Source organism: Rhizobium sp. PDO1-076, from assembly GCF_000247475.1.
Lineage (GTDB): Bacteria > Pseudomonadota > Alphaproteobacteria > Rhizobiales > Rhizobiaceae > Allorhizobium.
Map to the genome: position 1 here is coordinate 29,999 of NZ_AHZC01000077.1, position 26,222 is coordinate 56,220.

The window sequence follows — 26,222 nt, forward strand, 5'->3', positions numbered from 1 at the left end:
GGCGGGCGGCGAACGCGGCAGCGGGTGCCGTGCACGACAAGCCGGTGATCATCCACGGCGAGGTTCCGCCACGCGATGTGCTGATGCAGTTCATCACCGACAATCCGGACCGGGCCTCCAAGCGCGAGATCGCCAAGGCATTCGGCCTGAAGGGCGAGCAGCGCGTCGAGTTGAAGCAGGCGCTGAAGGATCTCGAAAACGACGGCATGCTGACCAAGAACCGCAAGACGCTAGCGCGTCCCGGCGCGCTTCCCCCCGTGACAGTCCTCGACATCACTACCCGCGACAAGGATGGCGAACTGATCGGGCGTCCGGCGGAATGGCCGGAGGAGCTTGGCGCGGCACCTGCCGTATCCATCCGCCAGTCGAGCAGCGACCGCACCAAAGGCAAGACGCCGGTCGGCGGACTGGGCGACCGGGTGCTGGCGAAGATCTTTCCGTCCAAGGACCGGGCCGGCCCAGCCTATACGGCACGTGTCATCAAGATCATCGACAAGCAGCGCGGGGCGCTGCTCGGCGTCGTGCGCGCCATGGCAGACGGCAGCGCGCGCCTGATGCCGATCGAACGGCGCGGCGAAGAACTGCAGATCGATGCGACGGATCTTGGAGAGGCCAAGGACGGCGATCTGGTCGAAGTCGAAGTTGCGCGTTCCAGCCGCTTCGGCCTGACACGGGCCCGGGTGTTGAACGTGGTTGGATCCGTCGCCACGGAAAAGGCGATCTCGATGATCGCCATCCATGCGCATGGCATTCCCTATATCTTCCCGCAATCGGTCATTGCCGAAGCCGAAGAGGCAAAGCCGGCCTCGATGTCGCATCGCGAGGACTGGCGCGACGTGCCGCTGATCACCATCGATCCGGCCGACGCCAAGGATCACGACGATGCGGTCTATGCCGAGCCCGATCCTTCACCGGACAATCCGGGTGGCGTGATCGTCACCGTGGCGATTGCCGACGTCTCCTACTACGTGCGACCGAAGTCGGCGCTGGACCGCGAGGCACTGAAGCGCGGCAATTCGGTCTATTTCCCCGACCGCGTCGTGCCGATGCTGCCCGAGCGCATCTCCAACGATCTCTGCTCGCTGCGCGAAGGAGTCGATCGCCCGGCCCTTGCGGTGCGCATGGTCTTTTCGCACGAGGGACGCAAGGCCGGACACACGTTTCATCGCATCATGATGAAGAGTGCCGCCAAGCTCTCCTACCAGCAGGCGCAGGCAGCGATCGATGGGAAGCCTGACGACAAGGCCGGGCCGCTGCTCGAGCCCATCCTGAAGCCGCTATGGGCAGCCTATGCGACGCTGAAGCGCGGGCGAGACCGGCGCCAGCCGCTCGAACTCGACATGCCGGAGCGCAAGATCATTCTCAAGGAAGACGGCACCGTCGACCGTGTGCATGTTCCCGAACGGCTCGATGCGCACAAGCTGATCGAAGAGATGATGATCCAGGCGAACGTTGCGGCGGCCGAGACACTGGAAAAGAAGCGCCAGCCGCTGGTCTACCGCATCCATGACGCGCCGACACTCTCCAAGCAGGAGGTGCTGCGCGAATTCCTGGCGACGATCGGATTCTCGCTGGTCAAGGGCGGCAATCTGCGCTCCAACTCGTTCAACGGCATCCTGGCCAAGGCGGTCGATACGCCGCACCAGATCATGGTCAACGAGATGGTGCTGCGCAGCCAGAGCCAGGCAATCTACAGTCCTGAAAACATCGGACATTTCGGCCTCAACCTGTTGAAATATGCGCACTTCACCTCGCCGATCCGCCGCTATGCCGACCTGATCGTACATCGGGCGCTGGTCGGTTCGCTGGGTCTTGGCGAAGGCGGTATCACGCCGGAGGAAGAAGCAAGCCTCGACGATATCGCCGCCGAGATCTCGACCTTCGAGCGCCGTGCCATGGCAGCCGAACGCGACACGATCAACCGGTTGATCGCCCATCATCTCGCCGGCCGGATCGGCGAAGAATTCGATGGCCGGGTTTCCGGCGTGACCAAGGCCGGCCTGTTCATCAGCCTGCCGCAATTTGGCGCAGACGGCTTCGTGCCGGTGTCCACGCTGGGTCGCGACTATTATATATACGATGAAGCGCATCAGGCACTGGTCGGCGAACGAACCGGCCTCGGCTATCAGTTGGGTGACAGCGTCGAGGTCAAGCTGGCCGAAGCGGCACCGCTTGCCGGTGCCTTGCGGTTCGAGATGCTGAGCGAAGGCCGAAAGCTGCCGGTCGGCACCCGCTCGTTTCACAAGGCGGGTCGGCGCGGCGCGAAGACGCCCGGAACGCGGCCCAACCGCCCAAGACGGTGACATCCGTCACCATTGCGTTGACGGTGGCATCAGTCACCATGGAGATGACCGACATGACAGCAAACCAGATGGGTGGGAGCCGGATGGATACGAACCAGGCGGACAGCGTGGCCACATTCGGCGGTGGCGCCCAGGTCGAACGTCCACTCGGACGCTCAATCAAGCGCGGCATGCTGAACAGTTGCCCGGCCTGCGGCTCGGGCAAGCTGTTTCGCAACTATCTCAAGGTCGTCGACAATTGCGCGTCATGTGGCGAAGCCTATCATCACCACCGCGCCGACGATCTGCCGGCCTATCTGGTGATCCTGGTGCTCGGCCATGTGCTCGTCGGCGGGTTCATGCTGACCGACCTTGCCTTCCCTGCTCCCGGCTGGGTGCATTTCGCCATCTGGGCCCCGATCGGGGTGATTGCCTCGCTGCTCAGCCTGCAGCCGATCAAGGGCGGTGTCGTCGGCCTGCAATGGGCGCTGAGGATGCACGGATTCAGCGGCCGCGAGGACGAGGTCGAGACTCCCCTTCCGGCACGCGACGAATGATGGCCAAAGCGCCGGTATCGTCACAATAGCTTCAACCTTATGCCCGTGTTTATCGATAGAAACAGAACTGGCCGCGATCTCAAGCCGATTCGCCTTGCCGGTTGGCGACACGGCCACTTGACTTGCGCACTATTTGCGATCTGAACATGCCGCAGTCCTTATGGACATCCTCGGAGATAGATAAGCACCAATGCCATTCGACATGCCCGTTTTCCTGTTGCGCAGGCTCGACATTCCTTCTTGCACCTGCGGCGCAGTGTTTTGCTGTGGCCTGAGGGCATTGCATGTCTGAGCCGAGCAACGGCCTCAACGGCCACCGCGACGATATCCACTGGCCGTCGCTGGTTGCGGCCATCTCGGCGATTTCGGCTGTCGGCATTGCCATCGGCCTCGGCCTTCCGCTGCTCAGCATCATCCTGGAAAAACGCGGCATCTCGTCGACGCTGATCGGCTTCAATTCGGCGATGGCCGGCATCGCCGCGATGATTGCCGCGCCGATTTCCACCAAGATGGCGCATGCCTTCGGCGTCGCGCGCACCATGCTCTGGGCCGTCGTGCTGGCTGCGATCAGCGCAGTCGGCTTCTATTATGCCGAAAAGTTCTGGATGTGGTTCCCACTGCGACTGGTCTTTCACGGCACGACCACGACACTGTTCATCCTGTCAGAATTCTGGATCAATGCCGCCGCCCCACAGAGGCGCCGTGGGCTCGTGCTCGGAATTTATGCCACAGTCCTTGCGGTGGGCTTTGCATCCGGCCCCCTGCTCTTCTCCGTCATCGGCAGCGAAGGTCTGCTGCCGTTCCTGATCGGCGCGATTGCCATCCTGGCTGCGGCGATACCTATCTATATCGCCCGCAATGAAAGCCCGGTGCTGGACGAAAAACCGGAACGGCATTTTCTGCGCTATGTCTTCCTGGTTCCAAGCGCGACCGTCGCCGTGTTCGTCTTCGGCGCAGTGGAAGCCGGCGGCCTTTCGCTGTTTCCGATCTACGCCACCCGCACCGGCTTCAGCGAGACACAGGCGGCGCTGCTGCTGACCGTCATGGGCATCGGCAACATGGTGTTCCAGATCCCGCTCGGCCTGCTGTCCGACCGGATGAAGGACCGCCGACTGCTGCTGTCGGCGCTTGCCATGGTCGGCCTTACCGGATCGCTTGCCCTGCCCTGGCTGTCGTCGAACTGGCAGTTGATGGCCGTGGTGCTGTTGTTTTGGGGCGGTAGCGTCTCCGGGCTCTACACGATCGGGCTCAGCCATCTGGGATCGCGACTCACCGGCGCAGACCTTGCAGCGGCCAATGCCGCCTTCGTTTTCTGCTATGCGGTGGGGACCGTTGCTGGTCCACAAGCAATTGGCGCGGCGATCGATATCTCCGGCAATGACGGTTTTGCCTGGGCAATAGCGGGTTTCTTTGCCCTCTATGTGGTTGTTTCCCTGGGGCGTTGGCTTTTTAGGCCGAAATAGACTTGACTTTTCGGGCGCGATTTGTAGTTTCGCGCCAGATTTGCCGGGGGCCTCGTTCAGTCGTCCACGGCTTTGTTTATTAGAGGCAGGACGACCATGGCCAAGGCTACAACCATCAAGATCAAGCTTCTGTCGACGGCCGACACGGGTTTCTTCTACGTTACCACGAAGAACAGCCGTACGATGACGGATAAGATGAACAAGACGAAGTACGACCCGATCGCGCGCAAGCACGTCGAGTTCAAGGAAACCAAGATCAAGTAATTCTCGATCTCTTCCTATAAAAAAGGCGTGTCACGCGAGTGACGCGCCTTTTTCTTTTGTGCTGGCGTTGAGGGACATCTGTCGGCTCCAGACAAGCTGCTGAAACGAAAAACACCGGCCTCCTTTCGGAGACCGGTGTTTTTCAATTAGGGGGTCGGTCGGTACGCAAACACGGCACGAGGAACCGTTTTGGACGTTGCATGCCGACCGACCGACCCCACGACCCAGGAGATGCGGCGGACCTGAGCATCATGGGGTATCAAGAACCTCTTTGAGAGGTTTTGTTCCACACAGTGAAAATCACTCAACTGGAGAAAAAAATCAACACTTTATTAACCGCGAGACAGTCAGCGATTCAATTATGGTTAAATTAACTATCAAGGATTGTGCATAAACTGATCTCGGGACAATGCAGGCGGAATTTATACTTGGCCTTGACCAAGCAATTTCCGAATATATCCCAGTTGAAACATCCCAAAAACATGAATGACAACACGGATCCGATCATGGCCCGCCGTATATGCGCCAATTCTTGTAATATTATCGAACCGGATGGTTGCGCTCGACGCGCCACAGTGTGTCCTGTAGGACACTGTGAACAAATTAATAGTTGGCCACCGCCAGAAGGTCTGTTTTGTAACTGCTCAAAATCACATCAGCATTAGGAATCTATGCTCACTTGGAATGCAGACCAAAAAGCTGTGAACAATCGCATAATTGTCAATCGGCAGGGTCAACGCAACACCCTGATTTTAGTGATGGAATTTTAACCCGCAGATCGCCGCCTCACGCTGCGGCAGCGACGACCCGGTTGCGACCGGAGTTCTTCGCTTCGTAAAGCGCGCGGTCGGCCTGTTTCAGCAACTGCTCGGGTGTAACGATACCCGGCCCCATCGTAGCAATGCCCATGGAAGCAGTCAGCATCAACGACTTCTCGCCGGACCGTAGCTGGAAGGGCCGTGCCTCGATCATGCCGCGCAGGCGCTCGGCCACCACGGTAGCAACTTCGGCGGACGTATCCGGCATCACGACAACAAATTCCTCGCCGCCGTAACGGCATGCGAGGTCTGCCCCCCGCACAGTCCCGCGGATGCGTCCAGCGAATTCCTTCAGCACTTCGTCGCCCGCATCGTGGCCATGCACATCATTGACCTGCTTGAAGCGGTCGATATCGGTGATGCAGAGCGTCAGCGGCCGGCCACGCGCCATGGCGCGGGCAAATAGCGTCCGCAGGTGATTGTCGAGATAGCGTCGATTGTGGAGGCCCGTGAGGCCATCCGTGACGGCGAGTTCGACGGTCTGGCGCACGCTGTTGCGCAGTTGATCGTTGAGACGCTTGCGGCGCACCTGGGTCAGCGTACGGGCCACCAGTTCGTTGGGATCGAGCGGTCGGACGATATAGTCATTGACGCCAAGATCGAGCGCACGAATGATCATCTGCTCGTCGCCCTGCTCGGTGATCAGCAGGATAGGGATGAAACGCGTCCGCTCCAGAGTGCGCAACTGCGAGCACAGGCGAAGCGGATCATAGTCCTCGAGATTGCAGTTGACGATTACCAGATCGAAGGGGTTTTCCGCCGCTTCAAACACCGCTGCCTGGGGATCAGACATGGCGCTAACCATGGCGATCGGCTTCAGGGACTTGATGATGCGCTCCTGCGAGGCGCCGCGGCTGTCGACCAGCAGGATCTGCGCCGGCTCGTCCAGGCGCCCGTCGTGCAGACGCAGTGCGTCCTCGATGCCGGCGTGGCGCGCCTCGTCGGAGCGGATGCGTAGTTCGTCGCTGAGCGTCTTCAGGCGGACAAGGCTTTTCACTCGCGAGATCAGCTGCAGGTCATTGACCGGCTTGGTCAGGAAGTCGTCGGCACCCGCTTTCAGCCCGCGCACGCGATCGGAAGACTGATCTAGCGCCGTGACCATGACGACCGGAATATGGGCTGTGCGGGGATTGGATTTAAGCCGCTCGCAAACTTCGAAGCCATCCATCTCCGGCATCATGATGTCGAGCAAGATGACGTCCACCTGAGTGCTGTCGCAGATGTTGAGCGCGTCACGGCCATTGTCGGCAGTCAGCACTTCGAAATACTCGGCCATCAGCCGTGCTTCGAGCAGCTTCACATTCGCGGGGATATCATCGACAACGAGGATGCGCGCGGTCATTTCTGGTTTCCTTACGCGTCCCCGAGATAGGTCTTGATGGTTTCGATGAATTTTGGCACCGAAATCGGCTTGGAGACATAGGCCTCGCAACCGCCCTGACGGATGCGCTCCTCATCACCTTTCATGGCAAAGGCCGTGACCGCAATGACCGGGATCACATGCAGATCAGGATCTTCCTTCAGCCACTTTGTCACTTCAAGACCTGACACTTCCGGCAACTGAATATCCATGAGAATGAGATCGGGCTTGTGACGACGGGCAAGATCCATCGCTTCCATGCCATTGCGGGTCTGCACCGTCTCGTAGCCGGAGGCCTCGATAAGATCGCGGAAGAGCTTCATATTCAGCTCATTGTCTTCAACAATCATTACCTTTTTCGGCATTCACCCGGTCCCTTATCCCGCACCTTACAGATCTAAACGCGAGATCCGGCGGCGGGTTGCATCTTCCGTCATCACGCAAGGTAGTGCTATTTGGTTTCGAAATCGGTAATTCGACAGGCAGACAGGAAAAGACTTGATGGAAAACAGGCATATACACCAGGATGCCGAAGCAACGGCGGTGGCTGTTCTCGGCTGGCTCGCGAGCGAGCCCGACATGCTCTCTCGTTTTCTGGCGCTTTCCGGCGTGCGGCCGGACCAGATGCGCCAGGCGGTCAATGATCCCGGCTTCCTCGCCGGCATGCTGGACTTCCTGATGGCGCATGAACCGACGCTGATGGCCTTTTGCGCAGCGACCGGGACGAAGCCCGAAACCGTCATGGCCGCGGCCCAGCGCTATTCGCAGCCGACGCTCGGATCCGGCGAAATCTGATGGCAGCCGGCATCGGCAATATCCGTCTTACCGATAAACCACTGATCGTCTGCGATGTCGATGATGTCGTGCTGCAATTTGCGACGCCATTCGCTGCGTTTCTCGAAAGTCGGGGCCACCGCCTCATTCCGCGTTCGTTCAAGCTGACGGGGAATATCGTCTCCGACCTTGACGAGGCCGTTCTGGAGGCGCCCGCCGTCCAGGCGCTGATCGACGACTTCTTCATTGCCCAGGAACGCTGGCAGACGCCATTTGCCGAGGCGGTGGATGCCCTGCACAGCCTGGCCGGCACAGCGGATCTGGTATTCCTCACGGCGATGCCGCCACGACACACCGATGCCCGTCGTCGGCTGCTTGACCAGTTGACGCTTCATTATCCGCTGATCGCCGCCGATGAAGCCAAGGGGCCACTGGTGGCCGCGCTGCATGCGGACAGGTCCCTGCCCGTCGCCTTTGTCGACGACATGGCGCATAACCTGACTTCGGTCGGCGAGCATGTCCCCGCCTGCCTGCTCATCTACATGCCGCCGCCGATCGAGATCCACACATTCGCTCCGCCGCCCCAGGCACATGTGTGCAAGGTGGCCGACTGGATTGAGGCGAAAAGCATGATCACCAGGCATTTTGCCATCTGAGTCGAACCAACCCGTCCGTCAGAGCGAAAAGAGTGGGCGGCCGATATTCGGCTGTTGTGATGACTTGTACGGTGCAAAACATAGGCTACTGTGGCGATGTTCAATTTTTGTTCCTGCCATGACCCGCACCGAATCACAGTTTCCGGGCTTTTGCCGCGACTGCCTCAAGGGGCAGCCAGACGGCCGCAAGCGTTGTCACGCCTGCGGGAGCCCGAGGCTTGTCTACCACCCGGAACTCCGCCGCCTGACCCTCGCTCATGTCGACTGCGATGCCTTTTATGCGTCGATCGAAAAACGTGACAATCCGGACCTGATCGACAAGCCGGTGATCATCGGCGGCGGCAAACGTGGGGTGGTCTCGACGGCTTGTTATGTCGCGCGCATTCATGGCGTCCGCTCCGCCATGCCGATGTTCAAGGCGCTGGAAGCCTGTCCGCAGGCCGTGGTCATCCGGCCGGACATGGAAAAATATGTGCGTGTCGGGCGCGAGGTGCGGGCGCTGATGGAGGAACTGACGCCGCTGGTGCAGCCGATCTCGATTGACGAGGCTTTTCTCGAGCTCAAGGGGACGGAGCTGATGCATCACGAACCGCCGGCCATGGTGCTGGCGCGGTTTGCGCGGCGGGTCGAGCAGGAAATCGGCATCACGATCTCGGTCGGGCTTTCCTACTGCAAGTTTCTCGCCAAGGTGGCTTCCGATCTGCAGAAGCCGCGTGGCTTTTCGGTGATCGGCGAAGAAGAAGCCCTACGGTTTCTAGCAGACAAGCCGGTGACGATGATCTGGGGCGTCGGCAAGGCCTTGGCCACCACCTTGGCGCAGGACGGCATCCGCAGCATAGGCCAGTTGCAGACCATGGATGAAACGGACCTGATGCGGCGCTACGGCGTCATGGGACAGCGGCTGGCGCGGCTGTCGCGCGGGATCGACGATCGCGAGGTGCATGCCAACGAGGCCGCCAAGAGCGTTTCGGCGGAAACGACGTTTTTCGAGGATATCAGCCGGGCGGATGAGCTGATCAAACATCTGAGGGAACTGTCGGAGAAGGTGGCATGGCGATTGAAGCGGAACGGCATTGCCGGCCACACCGTCGTGCTGAAACTGAAGACATCCGACTTCAAGACGCGAACCCGCAACCGCAAGCTGGACGATCCGACGCAATTGGCGGACAGGATTTTCCGCACGGGCTTGTCCCTGCTCGAAAAGGAGACCGACGGCACGCGCTTTCGGCTGATCGGCATCGGGGTCAGCGATCTCAAGGATCCGTCCGTCGCCGATCCGCCCGACCTGGTCGATGCGCAGGCATCGAGACGGGCCGCCGCGGAGGCCGCCATGGACAAATTGCGCGACAAGTTCGGCAAGGGTACCGTGCAGACCGGTTATACCTTTCCCACCAAGCGCTCGTAGAGTGCTTGCGGCGAAGGCGCGATAGTTGCGACACTCAGTTTCAGTGATTGACGCTGTCGCGGACACAAAATGCTTCTTAGGACAACGCAATGCATACCGTTTCGGATAGCGAGAAGATAAAGGTGCGACGGCGGCGGCTCGCACGACGCAAGTCGCTGAGGATCTTTCGCATGGCGGCTTCACATCGGCGCAACACGCCGAATGACATCATGCTCGGCATGGTCTTGTCTTTCGTTGCCGGCGCGATCAATGCCGGCGGTTTCCTGGCGATCGGCCAATATACATCGCATATGACCGGCATCGTTTCGTCCATCGCCGACAATCTGGCGCTTGGGCTTGTCGGGCTCGTGGGCGTCGGTCTTGCGGCACTCGTTTTCTTCACGACCGGCGCTGCCTGCTCGGCAATCCTGATCAACTGGGCAAGGCGTCATCGGCGACACCAGCAGTATGCCTATCCGCTGGCGCTGGAATCCGGCCTGCTGATTGTCTTCGGCGCTATCGGCGCCTTTCTGCCGCATGCGCCGATCATGGCGATTTCGACGGGGCCGCTGCTGTGCTTCATCATGGGCCTGCAGAACGCCACCATCACCAAGATTTCAAGTGCTCGCATCCGCACAACCCATTTGACCGGCATGGTCACCGATATCGGCATCGAACTTGGCAAGCTCGGATATCGAAAGGTGGCGCGCATGGCGCAGCATGCCCCCATGACCGCCGACGGGAAAAAACTCGGGGTGCTGGTGCCGATCGTCACGATGTTTTTTCTTGGCGGTCTCATCGGCGCATTGGGCTTCAAGCATCTGGGCTATGGATTTTCGCTGCCGCTTGCTGCGCTGCTTCTGGCGCTGGCCTCGCCGCAGTTGCGACCCCGTGTAGCGCGTTCAGCTTGATGCAAACGTTGCGGGGCATCCACCCTGTGAATATCGCAGTGACAGACTTCACAGTCGCGTGTTTGCGCCAATCGGGCGGGCCCAGACAAAACCTTTCTTAAACTTCGCGCCCTAGGATCGGCGCCATCCAGTATTGCGTATCAATGGTCGGTCCATGTTCCAGCGTTTTGCCCTCGCCTTCGGTCTCTGTCTTGCCGCCAGCACGGCACTTGTCTCGCCAAGCCATGCCAATGGGTCGGGACCGCTGCAGATCTATGTTTCGAAGACCGACCAGACGCTGACCGTCTATGACGGTGACCAGATCGTGGCGACGTCCAAGGTTTCGACGGGCAAGGCCGGCCACACGACGCCATCCGGCGTGTTCTCGATCCTGGAGAAGCGCAAGTATCACGAGTCCAATCTCTATTCGAACGCACCGATGCCGTTCATGCAGCGACTGACCTGGTCCGGCATAGCCCTGCACGAGGGCAAGGTGCCGAACTATCCTGCCTCGCATGGCTGCGTGCGCCTGCCGACCGGATTTGCCAAATCACTGTTTTCCATGACGGAACGGGGCGCGCATGTGATCATCACCGATGAGCCGGTGATGCCGCGCACGCTGTCGCATTCGACGCTCTTCGTGCCGCGCATTCCGGTTGCCGATGGCCAGCTGCTGTCGGATGCTCAACTGCGTCCGACGACGATCGATGCATTGCTGAAGCCGGTCGAAGTGGCGATGAACCAGCTACCTCCCAAAGCAGGTGCGTCGGCCTCGCTGGTTCTCGAAGACGAAGAGCCGGCGCTGCGAATTCTCATCACCCGGCGCAGCGAGCGCGAACAGATACTCGACGTCCAGCACCTGCTGGCTGATCTCGGCTTTGACGTCGGCATTGCGGACGGCTTGCTGGGTTCCAAAACCATTGCCGCGATCAAGGGCTACAAGCGCTGGAAATCCATCGAAAAGAGTGATGCCATCCTGTCGAAGAGCTTCCTCGCCGCGCTTTACAAGTCTGCCGGCAAGGGGCCGCCTCCAGCCGGCCAGATCATGATTCGACAGCACTTCAAGCCGCTGTTCGAAGCACCGATTTCGATTGAAAGCCCGGAGCTTGCGCTCGGCACGCATTTCATCGAGGCAATCTCGGTCGACCGCTACAAGGGCAAGGCCGAATGGCGTTCGGTCACGCTGGAAAACCACCTGACGAAGCCGGCAATGAAGCGGCTCGGTATTGTCTCACCGGCAGACGATCAGGCCGTGTTCAGCGCCGAAGCCGCACTGACACGGATCGATATCCCGGGTGACATCCGCGCCAAGATCGAGACCATGCTCAGCGAGGGCACCTCGATTACAATTTCGGACATCGGCCTCGGTACGGAGACCGGCGACGGAACGGACTTCATCACCGTGACACGGCCCGCTCCTAGAAGCTGAGTGTCAGCTCACCAGTTCAACGTCAAGGACACCCGGCGTCGAGCGCATGGCAGCGGCGATCTCCGGCGAGATGCGGAATTTTTCCGTCAGTTCGACCTCAATCTCGCGCTTGCCGTCATCCTTGATGACGATGAACGAGACGAGGCCGTCTCCACGGGCGTTGAGATGCGCTGCAACGGCGCGCAATGGCCCTGAATCGCGAACATAGACGCGCATCGCCTTCTGCATGCGGATCGACTGTTCCTCCAGCGATTGCGCCGTCTGGATGCGCAGGCCGATACCTTCCGGGCGCTCTTCGGCTGCCACCGTAATGACCAGCGACTTGCCGGATTCCAGCAGATCGCGATACTGATTGAGGCCTTCGGAGAACAGCACCGCCTCATATTGCCCGGATGCATCGGAGAGCGTGACAATGCCCATCTTGTTGCCGGTGCGGGTCTTGCGTTCCTGACGGGAAATCACGGTGCCGGCCAGTCGTCCGGCGGTCGCCCCCTGCTTTACCGCGACGGAAAAATCGGCAAAATTCTGCACGCGCAGCTTGTCGAGCAGCGAGCGGTAGGCATCGAGCGGGTGTGCCGAGAGATAAAAGCCGAGCACCTGGAATTCGCGCATCAGCTTTTCGGAGGACAGGTACGGCGTGTAAGGCGCAAAGGCGATGCGTTCCGGGCCGCTCGCACCGCCGGAGCCGAACATATCGGACTGGCCGCTGACGGCATTTTCCTGGGCGCGCTGGGCATAACCCATGATCCGGTCGAGGCTGACGCTCATTTCAGCACGATCATAGCCGAAACAATCGAAGGCGCCGGCGGAAATCAGGCTTTCGAAAACGCGGCGGTTGACCTGCTTGGGATCGATGCGCAGGCAAAAATCCTCGATATCGGCAAACGGCGTATCACCCCTGACCTGCACGATGTGATCGACCGCCGCTTCACCGACGCCCTTGATCGCGGCGAGCGCGTAGAAGATCCTGTTCGGGCCGGTCTGGAAATGGCGAAACGAGGTCTGCACCGACGGCGGCACGACCTCGATGCCAAGGCGACCGGCGTCCTGGCGGAAATCAACCAGTTTTTCGGTGTTAGACATATCGAGCGTCATCGACGCTGCAAGAAACTCGACCGGGTAATGCGCCTTCATGAAGGCGGTCTGGTAGGAGACGATGGCGTAGGCGGCGGCGTGGCTCTTGTTGAAGCCGTAATTGGCGAACTTGGCCAACAGTTCGAAGATGTTGCTGGCTTGCGGCTTGGAGACGCCATTCTTCATCGCGCCGTCGACGAAACGGGCGCTCTGCTGGTCCATCTCGGCCTTGATCTTCTTGCCCATGGCGCGGCGCAGAAGATCGGCCTCGCCGAGCGAATAGCCCGACAGGACCTGGGCGATCTGCATGACCTGTTCCTGGTAGACGATAACGCCCTGGGTTTCCTTCAGCAGATAATCGATCGACGGATGGACCGTCTCGATTTCCTCTTCGCCATGCTTGCGGGCGTTGTAGGTCGGGATGTTTTCCATCGGGCCCGGACGATAGAGCGCCACCAGAGCGATGATGTCCTCGATACAGTCGGGCCGCATGCCGATCAGCGCCTTGCGCATGCCGGCACTTTCCACCTGGAAGACGCCGACCGTTTCGCCACGTGACAGCATTTCGTAGGTCGGCTGGTCGTCCAGCGGGATCGCCGCCAGATCGACCTTGTGGCCGCGCTGCTCGACGACAAAATCGACCGCGGTCTTCAGGACGGTCAGGGTCTTCAGGCCGAGAAAGTCGAACTTGACCAGGCCCGCCTGCTCGACCCATTTCATGTTGAACTGGGTGACCGGCATGTCGGAACGCGGATCGCGATACATCGGGACCAGCTTCGAAAGAGGCCGGTCACCGATGACGATGCCGGCTGCGTGGGTCGAGGCGTGGCGATACAAGCCCTCGATCTTCTGGGCAATATCGAGCAACCGACCGACGACCGGCTCCTTGTCGATCTCCTCCTGGAATTTCGGTTCTTCCTCGATCGCCTTGGACAAAGGTGTTGGATTGGCCGGGTTGTTGGGAACCAGCTTGCAGATGCGATCGACCTGGCCATAGGGCATTTCCAGAACACGACCGACATCGCGCAAGGCCGCCCGGGCCTGCAGCGAACCGAAGGTGATGATCTGTGCCACCTGCTCGCGGCCGTATTTCTGCTGGACGTAGCGAATGACCTCTTCGCGGCGATCCTGGCAGAAGTCGATGTCGAAGTCGGGCATCGAGACGCGATCCGGATTGAGGAAGCGTTCAAACAGCAAGGAGAAGCGCAGGGGATCGACGTCGGTGATCGTCAGCGCATAGGCGACCAGAGACCCTGCGCCGGAACCACGACCGGGGCCGACCGGAATGTCATGTTGTTTTGCCCATTTGATAAAGTCGGCAACGATCAGGAAGTAGCCGGGGAACTTCATGCGCTCGATGACCGAAAGCTCGAAATCGAGCCTTTCCCGATACTCGTTTTCCGCGTAGCCCTTCGCCATGCCGAGCGTTGCCAGGCGCATGTCGAGGCCTTCGACCGCCTGTCGGCGCAGTTCCAGCGCCTCCTCGCGCTCGGCCTCCAGCGGATCGTCGCTGCCGCTGGTGAAACGCGGCAGGATCGGCTTGCGCGTGTCGAGGATGAAGGAGCAGCGGCGAGCGATCTCGATCGTATTGTCGAGCGCTTCCGGCAGATCCGAAAACAGTTCGACCATTTCGGCCCGGCTCTTCAGATAATGATCCGGGGTCAAGCGGAACCGGTTGTCGTCCGAGACGATCGCATTGTGGGCAACCGCCATCAGGGCATCATGGGCGTCGTAGTCGGCCCGCGACGGGAAGAAGGCTTCGTTGGTCGCCACCAAGGGCAGGTCGTGATCATAGGCGAGCTGAACCATACGACGCTCATGGCCACGATCATAATTGCCATGGCGCTGCAGTTCGACATACAGCCGGTCGCCAAACAGCGCCTTCAGCGCCAGAAGGCGGCTCTCGGCCTGCGCCTTGTGGCCGTCCTTCAGCATCAGGTCGACAGGTCCGTCGGATGCACCGGTCAGCGCAATCAGCCCATCGGTCCCGGCTTCCTCGAGCCACGACATCTTCACGTGCACGGCATGGCCGACATCGCCACCGAGATAGGCGCGGCTGACGATGTCAACCAGACGTTCGTATCCAGCCGGGTTGGCTGCCAGAACGACGATCGACGGCAATTTCCCGACATGGCCATTGCGCTTCTCGCCGGACGAATCCTCCATCTCGATCGACAGCTGACAGCCGATGATCGGCTGGACGCCATCACCGATTGCCTTCTGGGAGAATTCGAGCGCGACGAAGAGATTATTGGTGTCGGTGATGGCAATCGCGGGCTGGCTATCGGAGACGGCCTTGCCCAGGATCTTTTTCAGCGGCAGGGCGCCTTCCAGAAGTGAAAAGGCCGAATGCACGCGAAGATGCACAAAACCCGGGCTTCCACCCAACCGATCGGAAGTTTCCTTGCCGCCGTTTGCTTCGCCCATCGGGTCCATCCTCACGCATTTTGAATCGGCGCAATTTTCAACGTTCGAAGATGCGAAGTCCAGCGGAGTTTGATCCGGCAAAGCCTCTCTCTACAGCTTTGCCGGAGGAGTGCGTCAGAGTGCCAGCATGATCAGCGACATGCTGCCAACAAACATAGCAAGGGAGGCGAATGCAGCAACGTCACGAAGTATCTCGGTCATGTCTGTCTCCTGTCTCTTTATGTTTTTATTTTGTTCTCATTACGTTCTCTTGTCAACCAAAAAAAAGCCCGCTGTCGAACGGAACACAATTCCATCCAACCGCGGGCCCTGCCTGTTCGAATTTATAATCAGGGCTGGAATTCGACGATCTTACCGTCAACCAGGGTTACGCAACGATCCATGCGTCGCGCTATCTCATGATTGTGCGTCGCGATCATCGCGGACAGTCCCGATTGGCGCACCAGCGCTTCGAGCGCCGAGAAGACGTAAGATGCGGTTTCCGGATCGAGATTGCCGGTCGGTTCGTCGGCGAGCAACACCAGCGGCGCGTTGGCGACCGCGCGCGCAATCGCGACGCGCTGCTGCTCACCACCGGACAATTCCGCCGGACGGTGCTCCGCCCGCGGACCGATGCGCATATAGTCGAGAAGCTGCTTGCCCCGTTCCTTCGCCTCCGCCTGGCTGAGGCCCGCGATCAACTGCGGCATCATCACGTTTTCCAGTGCGGTGAATTCCGGCAGGAGATGATGAAACTGGTAGACGAAACCGACGGAATTGCGCCGGATCGTCGTGCGCTGTTCATCGCCGAGCTCCTGGCAGGCAATACCGCCGACCGTGACTTCGCCGGCGTCCGGATGCTCGAGCAGGCCAGCGATATGCAGAAGCGTCGATTTACCCGTGCCGGAAGGCGCGACCAGCGCCACGGTCTCGCCGGTACGCAGGGTAAAATCGGCCCCCTTCAGGATGGAGAGCACGGTTTCGCCCTGACCGTAGTGGCGGTCGATGCCGGCAAGCGAAAGAACAACGTCGTTGGCCATCGGGTTCGGCATCCTTATTCGTAGCGCAATGCCTGCACCGGATCGAGCCGCGAGGCCCGCCAGGCAGGGAAAATGGTCGCCATGAAGGACAGGCTGAGCGCCATCACCACCACGGAAATCGTCTCGCCGACATTCATGTCCGCCGGCAACTGGCTGAGGAAATAGAGTTCCGGATCAAACAGCACCGTGCCCGAAACCCAGGAGAAGAACTGGCGGATCGATTCGATGTTCAGACAGACCAGCACACCGAGCAGGACGCCGGCAAAGGTGCCCGTCGTGCCGATGGCCGCACCCGTCATGAAGAAGATGCGCATGATCGCGCCCGATGTCGCGCCCATGGTGCGCAGGATGGCGATGTCGCTCGCCTTGTCCTTGACCAGCATGATCAGGCCGGAAATGATGTTGAGTGCCGCAACAAGCACGATCAGCGTCAGGATCATGAACATGACGTTGCGCTCGACCTGCAGCGCCGAGAAGAAAGTCTGGTTGCGCTGGCGCCAATCGGTGATGAAGATCTGTCGGCCAGCAGCCTGCTCGATCAGCGGGCGCAGGTCGTCCACCGCATCGGGATCGGAGATAAACAGCTCGATCGACTGGACGATGCCTTCGACATTGAAATAGAGTTGCGCTTCCTCGAGCGGCATATAGATGATCGAGGCGTCATATTCCGACATGCCGATCTCGAAGATGCCCGAGACCGGGTAGGACTTGACCCGTGGATTGACACCCATCGGAGTCACGTCGCCTTCAGGCGAAACGAGCGTGATCGTGTCACCGGCGCTCAGGCCCAGTTGCGCTGCCATGCGCGAACCGATCAGGACGCCCTGCCCGGCGGTGAAGCCGACCATGTCGCCGGAGCGGATGTTGCTGGAAACCACACTGAGCTTGGCAAGGTCATCCGGACGGATGCCGCGAACCAGCGCGCCGGTTCCGGCCCCTTCCCGCCCCGAGGCCAATGTCTGGCCTTCGACAAGCGGCAAAGCCATGGTCACGCCCGGAACCGCCGAAAAGCGCGTGGCGAGATCAGCATAGTCGTTCAGCGGCTGATCGATCGGCTGCACGATCATATGGCCGTTGATGCCCAGAATGCGCGACACCAGTTCGGTGCGGAAACCGTTCATCACCGCCATGACGATGATCAGTGTCGCCACGCCGAGCATGATGCCGACGAAGGAAAAGCCGGCGATCACCGAAATGAACGCCTCCTTGCGCCGCGCTCTCAGGTAGCGCCAGGCGACCATGCGTTCAAAGGCGGAAAAAGCCCGTGCGGCGGTGCCCTTTTGGGCTGTGCCCGTCTCGTTGCCAGCGGCTTTGCTCGCCATGGTGTCTCCCTGCTTTCGCCTTTAGGCAGTCAGCTTGTTGATCGCCGCTTCGATCGTCATCGTCTCGCGCGCTCCGGTCTTACGGTCCTTGAGCTCGATTTCGCCAGCAGCGACCGAGCGCGGACCGGCAATGATCTGCACCGGCACACCGATCAGGTCTGCCGTGGCGAACTTGGTGCCGGCGCGATCATCGGTGTCGTCGAGCAGAACGTCCTTGCCGGCCTTGAGCAGGGCAGCGTAGAGCGTTTCGCATGCGGCGTCGCAAGCCTCATCGCCTGCCTTCATGTTGATCACGGCAGCATCAAACGGCGCGACGGATGCCGGCCAGATGATTCCGTTGTCGTCATGCGAGGCTTCGATGATGGCGGGAACAAGGCGTGACGGACCAATGCCATAGGAACCCATGTGGACAAGGTGTTCCTTGCCGTCCGGACCCTGGACCTTGGCGCCCATCGGTTCGGAATATTTGGTGCCGAAATAGAAGATGTGGCCGACTTCGATGCCACGGGCAGACAGACGGTCACCGTCGGGGATCGCGTTGAACGCCGCCTCGTCGTGCATTTCCGATGTTGCGGCATAGACCGAAGTCCACTTGTCGAAGATCGCCTGCAGGCCGGCAACATCGTCGAAATCGGTATCTTCCGGCGGAATGTCGAAATCGACGAAAGCCTTGTGGGAAAACACTTCGGACTCGCCGGTCTCGGCCAGAATGATGAACTCGTGGCTGTGATTGCCGCCGATCGGGCCGGTATCGGCGCGCATCGGGATCGCGCGCATGCCAAGACGGGCAAAGGTGCGCAGATAGGCGGCAAACATCTTATTGTAGGAATGGATCGCATCGGCCTGGGTTAGGTCGAAGGAATAGGCATCCTTCATCAGGAATTCGCGCGAACGCATGGTGCCGAAACGCGGGCGGATCTCGTCGCGGAACTTCAGCTGGATATGGTAGAGGTTGAGCGGCAGGCTCTTGTAGGATTTGACCGACGAGCGGAAAATGTCGGTGATCATTTCCTCATTGGTCGGGCCATACAGCATCGGGCGGTCCTGACGGTCCTTGATGCGCAGCATTTCCTTGCCATAGTCCTCGTAGCGACCGCTTTCCTGCCAGAGTTCGGCCGACTGCAGGGTCGGCATCGACAATTCGATGGCGCCGGCGCGGTTCTGCTCTTCCCGAATGATCTTGTTGACCTTGTCGAGTACGCGCTTGCCAAGCGGCAGCCAGGAATAGATCCCCTGGCTCTGCTGACGGATCATTCCGGCCCGCAGCATCAGACGGTGGGAGACGATTTCGGCTTCCTTCGGGTTTTCCTTCAGGATCGGCATGAAATAGCGCGACAGACGCATAACAATTTCCAGCTGGTTGATGATCCGGCCAAGCGGCGGAATCAGCGATTGAAATGGGATATCCGGATGCGTTCATAGCTGTTTCAGCATCCGATGAAAACCCGCAAGCGATATCGTGCGACTTCGCCCACAAGCGGTTGTCCCAGCCGTTACGTAGCCTCGGAAGAGGTCGCAAATGCTGTCGTTTTATGGCAGCCGTGCGACATTTAGAGCCATGGTGATTTTTTTCGGTGACTGTAGCATTTATGCAAATTTGGGGGGTGACAACGTCCACGGATTGGGCTAGTTTCAGCCCATAAAAGAGGCAGGGAGTTCAAATTCTTGCCATTATCGCGGTAAAGTCTTGGGAGGATCAGATCTTAGGCGCGCTTGTCGCAGCCCCTTAATTGGTGAAGGATCACGCGATTATTAGAACAAGGTCTTCACAGACCTTGTTTTTTTTTGGCCTGTCGAAACAATAAAAAGAGCGACCAAAATCCGCCCTCTCTGCGAGGTTCCTGCGTTGGTGCGCTGGTTCCTACTTCCGGAACTCCGGAAGAATTCGCGGCAAGTCGTTGACGCTGATACCGAAATAGGCGCTCGCCACATACCAGCCGCCATAGATCAGCGCAGATACGACCGTCGTCGTCATCATCACGCGGAAAGCGCGAAACCTGGTCGGCGCACTGGCGACCGTGCCAAGAACCACATCGTGATCTTCCTCCTGGGTCCGAAGGCCAATCGGCAGGACGACAAACAGCGTCAGCCACCAAATGACGAAATAGACCGCCAGCGCTGAAATGATGGCCATATACCTGCTCTCCACTTGCCGCGCCTGCGGCCCCTATTGCATGGTGCATCCGAGATGGCCCCGATACCGGCACCACTGGTTGCTATAATCCCCTGATGCCTGCGGCACAAAGGACAAAGCGACGCATCAGACCTGTTCGAGTTCGATCAAAGTGCCGAAGAAGTCCTTCGGATGGAGAAAGAGAACCGGCTTTCCATGCGCGCCGATCTTCGGTTCGCCCGAACCGAGTACGCGTGCGCCAGCTTCGGTCAACTGGTCGCGCGCGGCAAGGATGTCGTCCACTTCGTAGCAGATATGGTGCATGCCGCCGCCGGGATTCTTGGCGAGAAACGCTGCGATCGGCGAATCCTCACCAAGCGGCGCCAGCAATTCCACCTTCGTATTGGGCAGTTCGACGAAAACCACCATCACGCCATGCTCCTGCAAAGCCTGCGCCTGGGATACTTTTGCACCCAGCGTGTCGCGATAACCCGCCGTTGCACTGACAAGATCAGGAACGGCGATGGCAATGTGATTGACGCGACCCAGCATGCTGCTTCTCCTCGAAAATCGATGCGGGGACATTAATGCGCCTGTCCCCGCGCCGTCCCTCAGACTTTGGTCAGGAAGACGGTGACGATCGGCTTCTTGCCCCAGGCTTCGTTGGCTGCCGAGCGCACAGCGCGCCGGACGGCTTCGCGGACCATTTCGAGTTCCTTGCGGCGGGTGCGTGGAATGCTTTCTACCGCGCCGAGCACGGCGTCATACAGCGTGTCTTCCATGTCCTCGCCCTCGATGTCGAGTTCCGGAAGGCCATAAGCCACGACATCTGGATCGCCGACGAAATCGAAACGGCTGTCGAGAAGAACGTTGACCGAGACATGACCGGCATAGGAGAGACGCTTGCGATCGGCGATGCCCATTTCTTCCAGGTCGCCAACCAGCTTGCCGTCCTTGTAGACGCGGCCGACCTGTGCCTTGCCGATCACTTCGACGGCACCCGGTGCAAGACGCAGGATGTCGCCGTTGCGAACCTTGGGAACGGTCTCGATCCCGGCCTGAAGCGCGAGCTCGCCCTGGGCGACCAGATGTGCTGCTTCACCGTGAACTGGCACAAGCACTTTCGGTCTGGTCCATTCATACATCTTCAGCAGTTCGTTGCGGCGGGGGTGGCCCGACACATGCACCAGCGCCTCGCTATCGGTGACGATGTGCACGCCCTGCTCGACGAGACCATTCTTGATGTCCTGGATGGCCTTTTCGTTGCCCGGGATAGCGCGGGAGGAGAAGACGACCGTATCGCCGGCGGCAAGCGCGACATTGCGCATTTCATCGCGTGACAGTTTGGCAAGTGCGGCGCGCGACTCGCCCTGGCTGCCGGTCAGGATGACCACGACCTTGTCGCGCGGAATGAAACCGAATTCGTCTTCGGCGATGAACGGACGCAGTCCTTCCATGATGCCGATATCATGGGCGACGGCCGTCACACGCTTCAGTGAACTGCCAAGCAGCAGCACTTCGCGACCGGCGGCTTCTGCTGCCTCGGCGATCGACCGGATACGGCCGACATTCGACGAGAAGGTAGTGATGGCGACGCGACCCTCGGCTGCCACGATGATCTTGCGCAGGCCTTCGGACACTTCCTCTTCCGACGGCGACACACCATCGCGCATCGCGTTGGTCGAATCGCACATGACGGCGAGCACGCCTTCATCGCCAACGGCGCGGAAGCGTTGCTCGTCGGTAATCGGGCCAAGCGACGGATTGTGGTCGATCTTCCAGTCGCCGGTATGGACCAGATTGCCGAGCGGCGTGCGGATGATCAGCGACATCGGCTCGGGGATCGAGTGATTGACACCGATCGCCTCGATCGAAAATGGCCCGACGTTGATCGTGTCGCCGGCCTTAAAGGGCGTGATCGGAATCTCGGCGCGACTGCCTTCGTAGGCGCGCTTGGCTTCGAGCATGCCGGCGGTGAAGCCCGAGGCATAGACCGGCACATTCAGACCCGGCCACAAATCGTTCAAGGCGCCGTAATGGTCCTCGTGGGCATGGGTAATGATGATGGCCTTTAGATTCTTCTTCTGCTTTTGGATGAAGCTGATATCGGGGAAAACCAGATCGACGCCGGGCAGATCCGGGCCGGCAAAGGTCACGCCGCAATCGACCATAATCCATTGCCGGTTTGCGGCCGGGCCGTAGCCGTAAAGCGCGAGGTTCATACCGATTTCACCCACGCCGCCAAGCGGCAGGAAAACCAGTTCGTCGTTGTTAGCCATTCTTTTTCCTGATCCAGTTTACCCGAAAAACACATCACCTGCGGCGATGGTCATGGTTCCATCGGTGCCGCGGTCGAGCAATAGAACTCCCTTATCATCGATTCCGGCAAAGATCCCGGGAATCGAGCGATCCGGCAGATTGACAGTTATTTTCTCACCAAGGCCGCAGGCCGCATGCCGCCAGCGCTTGACGATCGCGCCGATGCCCCTGCCCTGATCCCAGATCGAAATCGCATCGGCCATCTCGGCGAAAAGATGGGCAAACACCTCTTCCGGTGAGATCGACACACCTTCGTCGGCAAGCGAGGTCACCGGATAGAGCCCCTGGTCGGGACGCACGACGATGTTGATGCCGATGCCGATCACCAAGGCTGTGCGTCCATCGGCCAGTTTCTCCGCTTCCATCAGGATGCCGGAGGTCTTGCGACGGCCGATCAGCACATCGTTCGGCCACTTGATTTCCACGGGAGCGGCGCCGTGCGGCATGACCGCACGAATGGATGCGTGCACAGCCGTTGCGACTGCGAGCGGCAAGGATGACAGCTCTTCCATCGGCGCCGGATCGATCAAGAGCAGGGATGCATAGAGATTGCCGCGCTCCGAGACCCAGGTACGGCCGCGCCGGCCGCGACCACCGCTCTGGCATTTCGCCGTGATCCAGAGAAAACCAGAATCGCCCGCGCGAGCGCGGGCGAGACATTCACTGTTGGTGGACGAGACCTCGTCCAGGGATTCGTGCCGGAAGTCGTCGATCGACAAGCGGCGGGCTCTGCCGACGCCTGTCAATTAAACAGCGTCTTTGCAGCCGCTTCGGCAGCCGTGCCGAGCGGGCCGCCGAAGACGACGTAGCCGACAACAAACAGGCCGGAAAGGCCGAAGACCAGTCGCAGTTCGCCGGCCGTGCGGGCAAACTCGCCCTTAGCTTCATCGAACCACATGACCTTGACGATGCGCAGATAGTAGAAGGCACCGATGACCGAGGCCAGCACACCGATGATCGCCAGGGCATAAAGCTTGGCTTCGATGGCTGCGACAAAGACGAAGTACTTGGCGAAGAAGCCTGCCAGCGGCGGAATGCCGGCCAGCGAGAACATCAACGCTGTCAGAACAAAGGCCATGAACGGACGGGTGGTCGATAGGCCGGCGAGATCGTCGATGTTTTCGACATTGCCGCCTTCCTTCTGGCGCATCGCCATGATGCAGGCGAAGGTGCCGAGGGTCATGACGAGGTAAATCGCCATGTAGAGCAGGACACCGGACACGCCGCCGGCGGTGCCGGCTGCCAGACCAACGAGCGCATAGCCCATGTGGCCGATCGATGAATAGGCCATCAGGCGCTTGATGTTGCGCTGACCGATGGCCGCAACCGAACCCAGAACCATCGAGGCGATCGAGATGAACACGACGATCTGCTGCCACTCGGCGAAGATCGGCAGGAATGCGTCAATAACGATACGCACGAAGATCGCCATGGCACCGATCTTCGGTGCGGCTGCCAGAAAAGCAGTGACCGGGGTCGGAGCGCCTTCGTAAACGTCCGGCGTCCACATATGGAAGGGAACCGCCGAGATCTTGAAGGCAAGGCCGGCCATAATGAAGACCAGACCGAAGATCAGGCCGAGCTGCGGCTCACCTGCCGACAGGACGGCCGCGATTTCGTCGAAGCCGGTATTGCCGGTGAAACCGTAGACCAGCGACATGCCGTAAAGCAGCATGCCTGACGACAGTGCGCCGAGAACGAAATACTTGAGGCCGGCTTCGGTGGAGCGCAGGCTGTCGCGATTGATCGCAGCAACAACGTAGAGCGCAAGCGACTGAAGCTCGAGCGCCAGATAGACCGAGATCAGGTCATTGGCGGAGATCATCAGCATGATGCCGAGCGTCGCCAAAACAAGCAGGACCGGGAACTCGAACTTGTCGAGATGGTCGTTCTTGGCATGGCCGACAGCCATGATCATCGCGGTGATCGAACCGATCAGGGCCAGGATCTTCATGAAGCGCGCAAAGCCATCGGCGATATAGGCGCCGTTGAAGGCTTCGCCCTCGCCCGAGAACCAGATGACGCAGACGCCGGCCGCCAACAGTAGTGCCACGGCGAGGCCCGTGACGGTACCGGTCGCCCGATCGCCCGAAAACACGCCGATCATGAGCAACGCAAGCGCGCCGACGGCGAGGATCAGTTCCGGCGTGACCAGATGCAGGCTTGCGATGAGAGTTTCAACGGTCATATCCAAAGGATCCTGTCGTCAGTTCGCAGTCAGCGCCAGGGACTGGGCTGCTTGCAAGGCTGCGGAATAGTTGTTCACCAGATGGTCAACGGAGGCGGCGGTCACATCCATGATCGGGGCCGGATAGACGCCGAAGAAAATGGTCAGCGCGATCAGCGGGTAAAGAATGAGCTTCTCACGGCCAGACAGATCAAGCATCGCCTTGACGCTTTCCTTCTCCAGCGCACCGAAGACGACCCGGCGATAGAGCCAGAGCGAATAGCCAGCCGAGAGAATGACACCGGTGGCGGCAAACAGCGCGACCCAGGTATTGGCGCGGAAGACGCCGATCAGGGTGAGGAATTCACCGACGAAACCCGAGGTACCTGGCAGACCAACATTGGCCATGGTGAAGACCATGAAGGCAACGGCATATTTCGGCATGTTGGTGGCCAGGCCACCATAGGCGGTGATCTCGCGGGTATGCAGGCGATCATAGATGACGCCGACACAGAAGAAGAGCGCGGCCGAGACGAAGCCGTGGCTGATCATCTGGAAGATCGCACCCTGGATGCCCTGCGCGTTGGCGGCAAACGTGCCCATGGTGACGTAACCCATGTGGGCGACGGACGAATAGGCGATGACCTTCTTCATGTCATCCTGCATCATGGCCACCAGCGAGGTGTAGATGATGGCGATGACCGACAAGGTGAAGACCAACGGGGCAAAATAGTCAGAGGCCAGCGGGAACATCGGCACCGAGAAGCGCAGCAGGCCGTAGCCGCCAAGCTTCAGGAGGATGCCGGCCAGAATCATCGAACCGGCGGTCGGCGCCTGGACGTGGGCATCCGGAAGCCAGGTATGAACCGGCCACATCGGCATCTTCACCGCGAACGAGGCGAAGAAGGCCAGCCACAGCCATGTCTGCATCTGCGGCGGGAATTCATGGGCAAGCAGCTGAGAAATGTCGGTCGTGCCGGCATCCCAGTACATCGCCATGATCGCGAGCAGCATCAGCACCGAGCCGAGCAGCGTGTAGAGGAAGAACTTGTAGGAGGCGTAGACGCGGTCCTTGCCACCCCAGACGCCGATGATGATGAACATCGGGATCAGGCCTGCTTCGAAGAAGACGTAGAACAGCACGATGTCGAGCGACACGAAGACGCCGATCATCAGCGTTTCGAGCAGCAGGAAGGCGATCATGTATTCCTTGAGGCGCTTCTGGACCGAATTCCAGCTCGCCAGGATGCAGAACGGCATCAACAGCGTCGTCAGGACGACGAAGAGCATCGAGATGCCGTCGACGCCGACATGGTAGGCGATGCCGGTGCCGAGCCAGTCATGCTTTTCGACCATCTGGAAGCCGGTATTCGCATTGTCGAAGCCGATCCAGATGAACAGCGAGACGACAAAGGTGAAGACCGTGGTCAGCAGCGAGACATTGAGAATGTTGCGCCGACCAAGGGAAGTGTCACCGCGGGTGAGCAGCAGCAGTGCCACGCCAACCAGCGGCAGAAAGGTGACCGTCGAGAGAATTGGCCAGTCGGTCATCAGAAGGAACTCCCGAGCATCATCCAGGTAATAAGGGCGGCGACACCGATCAGCATCGCGAAGGCATAATGATAGAGGTAGCCGGACTGCAGGCGGACAACCCTCTGGGTCAGGCCGGCAACAGAGGCAGCAACGCCGTTCGGGCCGTAAGCGTCGATGGTGGCAACGTCACCCTTCTTCCACAGGAAGCGGCCGAGCGCCTTGGACGAACGAACGAAGAGGAAGTCGTAAAGCTCGTCGAAATACCACTTGTTGAGCAGGAACTGGTAGAGCATCCACTGCTGCTCGGCGAGCTTCTTCGGTGCCGACGGGTTCTTGATATACATGTACCAGGCGGTGACGAAGCCGATCAG

21 protein-coding genes and 1 pseudogene are annotated in these 26,222 nt (G+C 59.9%); 9 read left to right on the plus strand and 13 right to left on the minus strand.

Going from position 1 to position 26,222, the window contains the following annotated elements; all coding sequences use genetic code 11:
- Positions 1-29 precede the first annotated feature (29 nt).
- The 4 genes from rnr (at position 30) to rpmG (ending at position 4,566) form a co-directional block, all read left to right on the plus strand.
- The gene (gene rnr, locus PDO_RS06270; protein WP_244426365.1) at positions 30-2,303 is read left to right on the plus strand and encodes a ribonuclease R; all 2,274 of its coding nucleotides are present in this window, start codon (positions 30-32) and stop codon (positions 2,301-2,303) included.
- A gap of 83 nt (positions 2,304-2,386) precedes the next feature.
- Complete coding sequence (locus PDO_RS06275; RefSeq protein WP_037072800.1) at positions 2,387-2,839, plus strand: DUF983 domain-containing protein; 453 nt, start codon at positions 2,387-2,389, stop codon at positions 2,837-2,839.
- Positions 2,840-3,123: 284 nt separating this feature from the next.
- Positions 3,124-4,302 (plus strand): MFS transporter, encoded by a 1,179-nt coding sequence (locus tag PDO_RS06280; RefSeq protein ID WP_007599339.1) that lies wholly within the window; start codon positions 3,124-3,126, stop codon positions 4,300-4,302.
- Between the two features lie 96 nt (positions 4,303-4,398).
- The gene (gene rpmG / locus PDO_RS06285; protein ID WP_007599340.1) at positions 4,399-4,566 is read left to right on the plus strand and encodes a 50S ribosomal protein L33; all 168 of its coding nucleotides are present in this window, start codon (positions 4,399-4,401) and stop codon (positions 4,564-4,566) included.
- Between the two features lie 786 nt (positions 4,567-5,352).
- Here the strand turns inward: rpmG and PDO_RS06290 are convergent.
- Together PDO_RS06290 and PDO_RS06295 are read right to left on the minus strand one after the other, a co-directional pair.
- Positions 5,353-6,726 (minus strand): PleD family two-component system response regulator, encoded by a 1,374-nt coding sequence (locus PDO_RS06290; protein WP_007599341.1) that lies wholly within the window; start codon positions 6,724-6,726, stop codon positions 5,353-5,355.
- An 11-nt stretch (positions 6,727-6,737) separates the two neighbouring features.
- Entirely contained in the window at positions 6,738-7,109 is a 372-nt protein-coding gene (locus PDO_RS06295; RefSeq protein WP_007599342.1) for a response regulator, read from the minus strand.
- Between the two features lie 136 nt (positions 7,110-7,245).
- Here PDO_RS06295 and PDO_RS06300 point away from each other — a divergent pair, with 136 nt between their 5' ends.
- The 5 genes from PDO_RS06300 (at position 7,246) to PDO_RS06320 (ending at position 11,877) form a co-directional block, all read left to right on the plus strand.
- Positions 7,246-7,539, plus strand: coding sequence for a DUF3572 domain-containing protein (locus tag PDO_RS06300; RefSeq protein ID WP_007599369.1), 294 nt, complete (start codon positions 7,246-7,248; stop codon positions 7,537-7,539).
- Complete coding sequence (locus tag PDO_RS06305; protein WP_007599370.1) at positions 7,539-8,174, plus strand: hypothetical protein; 636 nt, start codon at positions 7,539-7,541, stop codon at positions 8,172-8,174. Before PDO_RS06300 ends, PDO_RS06305 begins: the two co-directional genes overlap by 1 nt.
- A gap of 118 nt (positions 8,175-8,292) precedes the next feature.
- A complete protein-coding gene (locus tag PDO_RS06310) occupies positions 8,293-9,579 on the plus strand; it encodes a DNA polymerase IV (protein ID WP_007599371.1) in 1,287 nt (428 codons plus the stop codon).
- A 170-nt stretch (positions 9,580-9,749) separates the two neighbouring features.
- Complete coding sequence (locus tag PDO_RS06315; RefSeq protein WP_141649828.1) at positions 9,750-10,469, plus strand: YoaK family protein; 720 nt, start codon at positions 9,750-9,752, stop codon at positions 10,467-10,469.
- Between the two features lie 154 nt (positions 10,470-10,623).
- On the plus strand, positions 10,624-11,877 hold the full coding sequence (locus tag PDO_RS06320; protein ID WP_007599373.1) for a L,D-transpeptidase family protein: 1,254 nt from the start codon (positions 10,624-10,626) through the stop codon (positions 11,875-11,877).
- 3 nt (positions 11,878-11,880) lie between these two features.
- Here the strand turns inward: PDO_RS06320 and dnaE are convergent, their stop codons facing one another.
- From dnaE to PDO_RS06375, 11 genes and pseudogenes are all read right to left on the minus strand, one after another.
- A complete protein-coding gene (gene dnaE, locus PDO_RS06325) occupies positions 11,881-15,378 on the minus strand; it encodes a DNA polymerase III subunit alpha (RefSeq protein WP_007599374.1) in 3,498 nt (1,165 codons plus the stop codon).
- A 329-nt stretch (positions 15,379-15,707) separates the two neighbouring features.
- A complete protein-coding gene (locus tag PDO_RS06330) occupies positions 15,708-16,397 on the minus strand; it encodes an ABC transporter ATP-binding protein (protein ID WP_007599375.1) in 690 nt (229 codons plus the stop codon).
- Between the two features lie 14 nt (positions 16,398-16,411).
- The gene (locus PDO_RS06335) at positions 16,412-17,719 is read right to left on the minus strand and encodes a lipoprotein-releasing ABC transporter permease subunit (RefSeq protein WP_007599382.1); all 1,308 of its coding nucleotides are present in this window, start codon (positions 17,717-17,719) and stop codon (positions 16,412-16,414) included.
- Between the two features lie 21 nt (positions 17,720-17,740).
- Entirely contained in the window at positions 17,741-19,063 is a 1,323-nt protein-coding gene (gene proS / locus PDO_RS06340; protein WP_007599384.1) for a proline--tRNA ligase, read from the minus strand.
- A 517-nt stretch (positions 19,064-19,580) separates the two neighbouring features.
- On the minus strand, positions 19,581-19,853 hold the full coding sequence (locus PDO_RS06345; protein ID WP_007599386.1) for a DUF1467 family protein: 273 nt from the start codon (positions 19,851-19,853) through the stop codon (positions 19,581-19,583).
- A gap of 126 nt (positions 19,854-19,979) precedes the next feature.
- Positions 19,980-20,384 (minus strand): methylmalonyl-CoA epimerase, encoded by a 405-nt coding sequence (gene mce, locus PDO_RS06350; RefSeq protein WP_007599387.1) that lies wholly within the window; start codon positions 20,382-20,384, stop codon positions 19,980-19,982.
- A gap of 59 nt (positions 20,385-20,443) precedes the next feature.
- A complete protein-coding gene (locus tag PDO_RS06355) occupies positions 20,444-22,111 on the minus strand; it encodes a ribonuclease J (RefSeq protein ID WP_007599389.1) in 1,668 nt (555 codons plus the stop codon).
- A gap of 18 nt (positions 22,112-22,129) precedes the next feature.
- Positions 22,130-22,897 carry a biotin--[acetyl-CoA-carboxylase] ligase gene (locus PDO_RS06360; protein WP_037072788.1) on the minus strand — a complete coding sequence of 256 codons (768 nt, stop codon included), beginning with the start codon at positions 22,895-22,897 and terminating at the stop codon, positions 22,130-22,132.
- Positions 22,894-24,339 (minus strand): NADH-quinone oxidoreductase subunit NuoN, encoded by a 1,446-nt coding sequence (nuoN, locus tag PDO_RS06365; protein WP_007599394.1) that lies wholly within the window; start codon positions 24,337-24,339, stop codon positions 22,894-22,896. Before nuoN ends, PDO_RS06360 begins: the two co-directional genes overlap by 4 nt.
- Before the next feature lie 18 nt (positions 24,340-24,357).
- Positions 24,358-25,869 carry an NADH-quinone oxidoreductase subunit M gene (locus PDO_RS06370; protein WP_007599396.1) on the minus strand — a complete coding sequence of 504 codons (1,512 nt, stop codon included), beginning with the start codon at positions 25,867-25,869 and terminating at the stop codon, positions 24,358-24,360.
- Positions 25,869-26,222, minus strand: a pseudogene (locus PDO_RS06375) (NADH-quinone oxidoreductase subunit L); the annotation flags it as partial. The pseudogene PDO_RS06375 and the gene PDO_RS06370, both read right to left, overlap by 1 nt.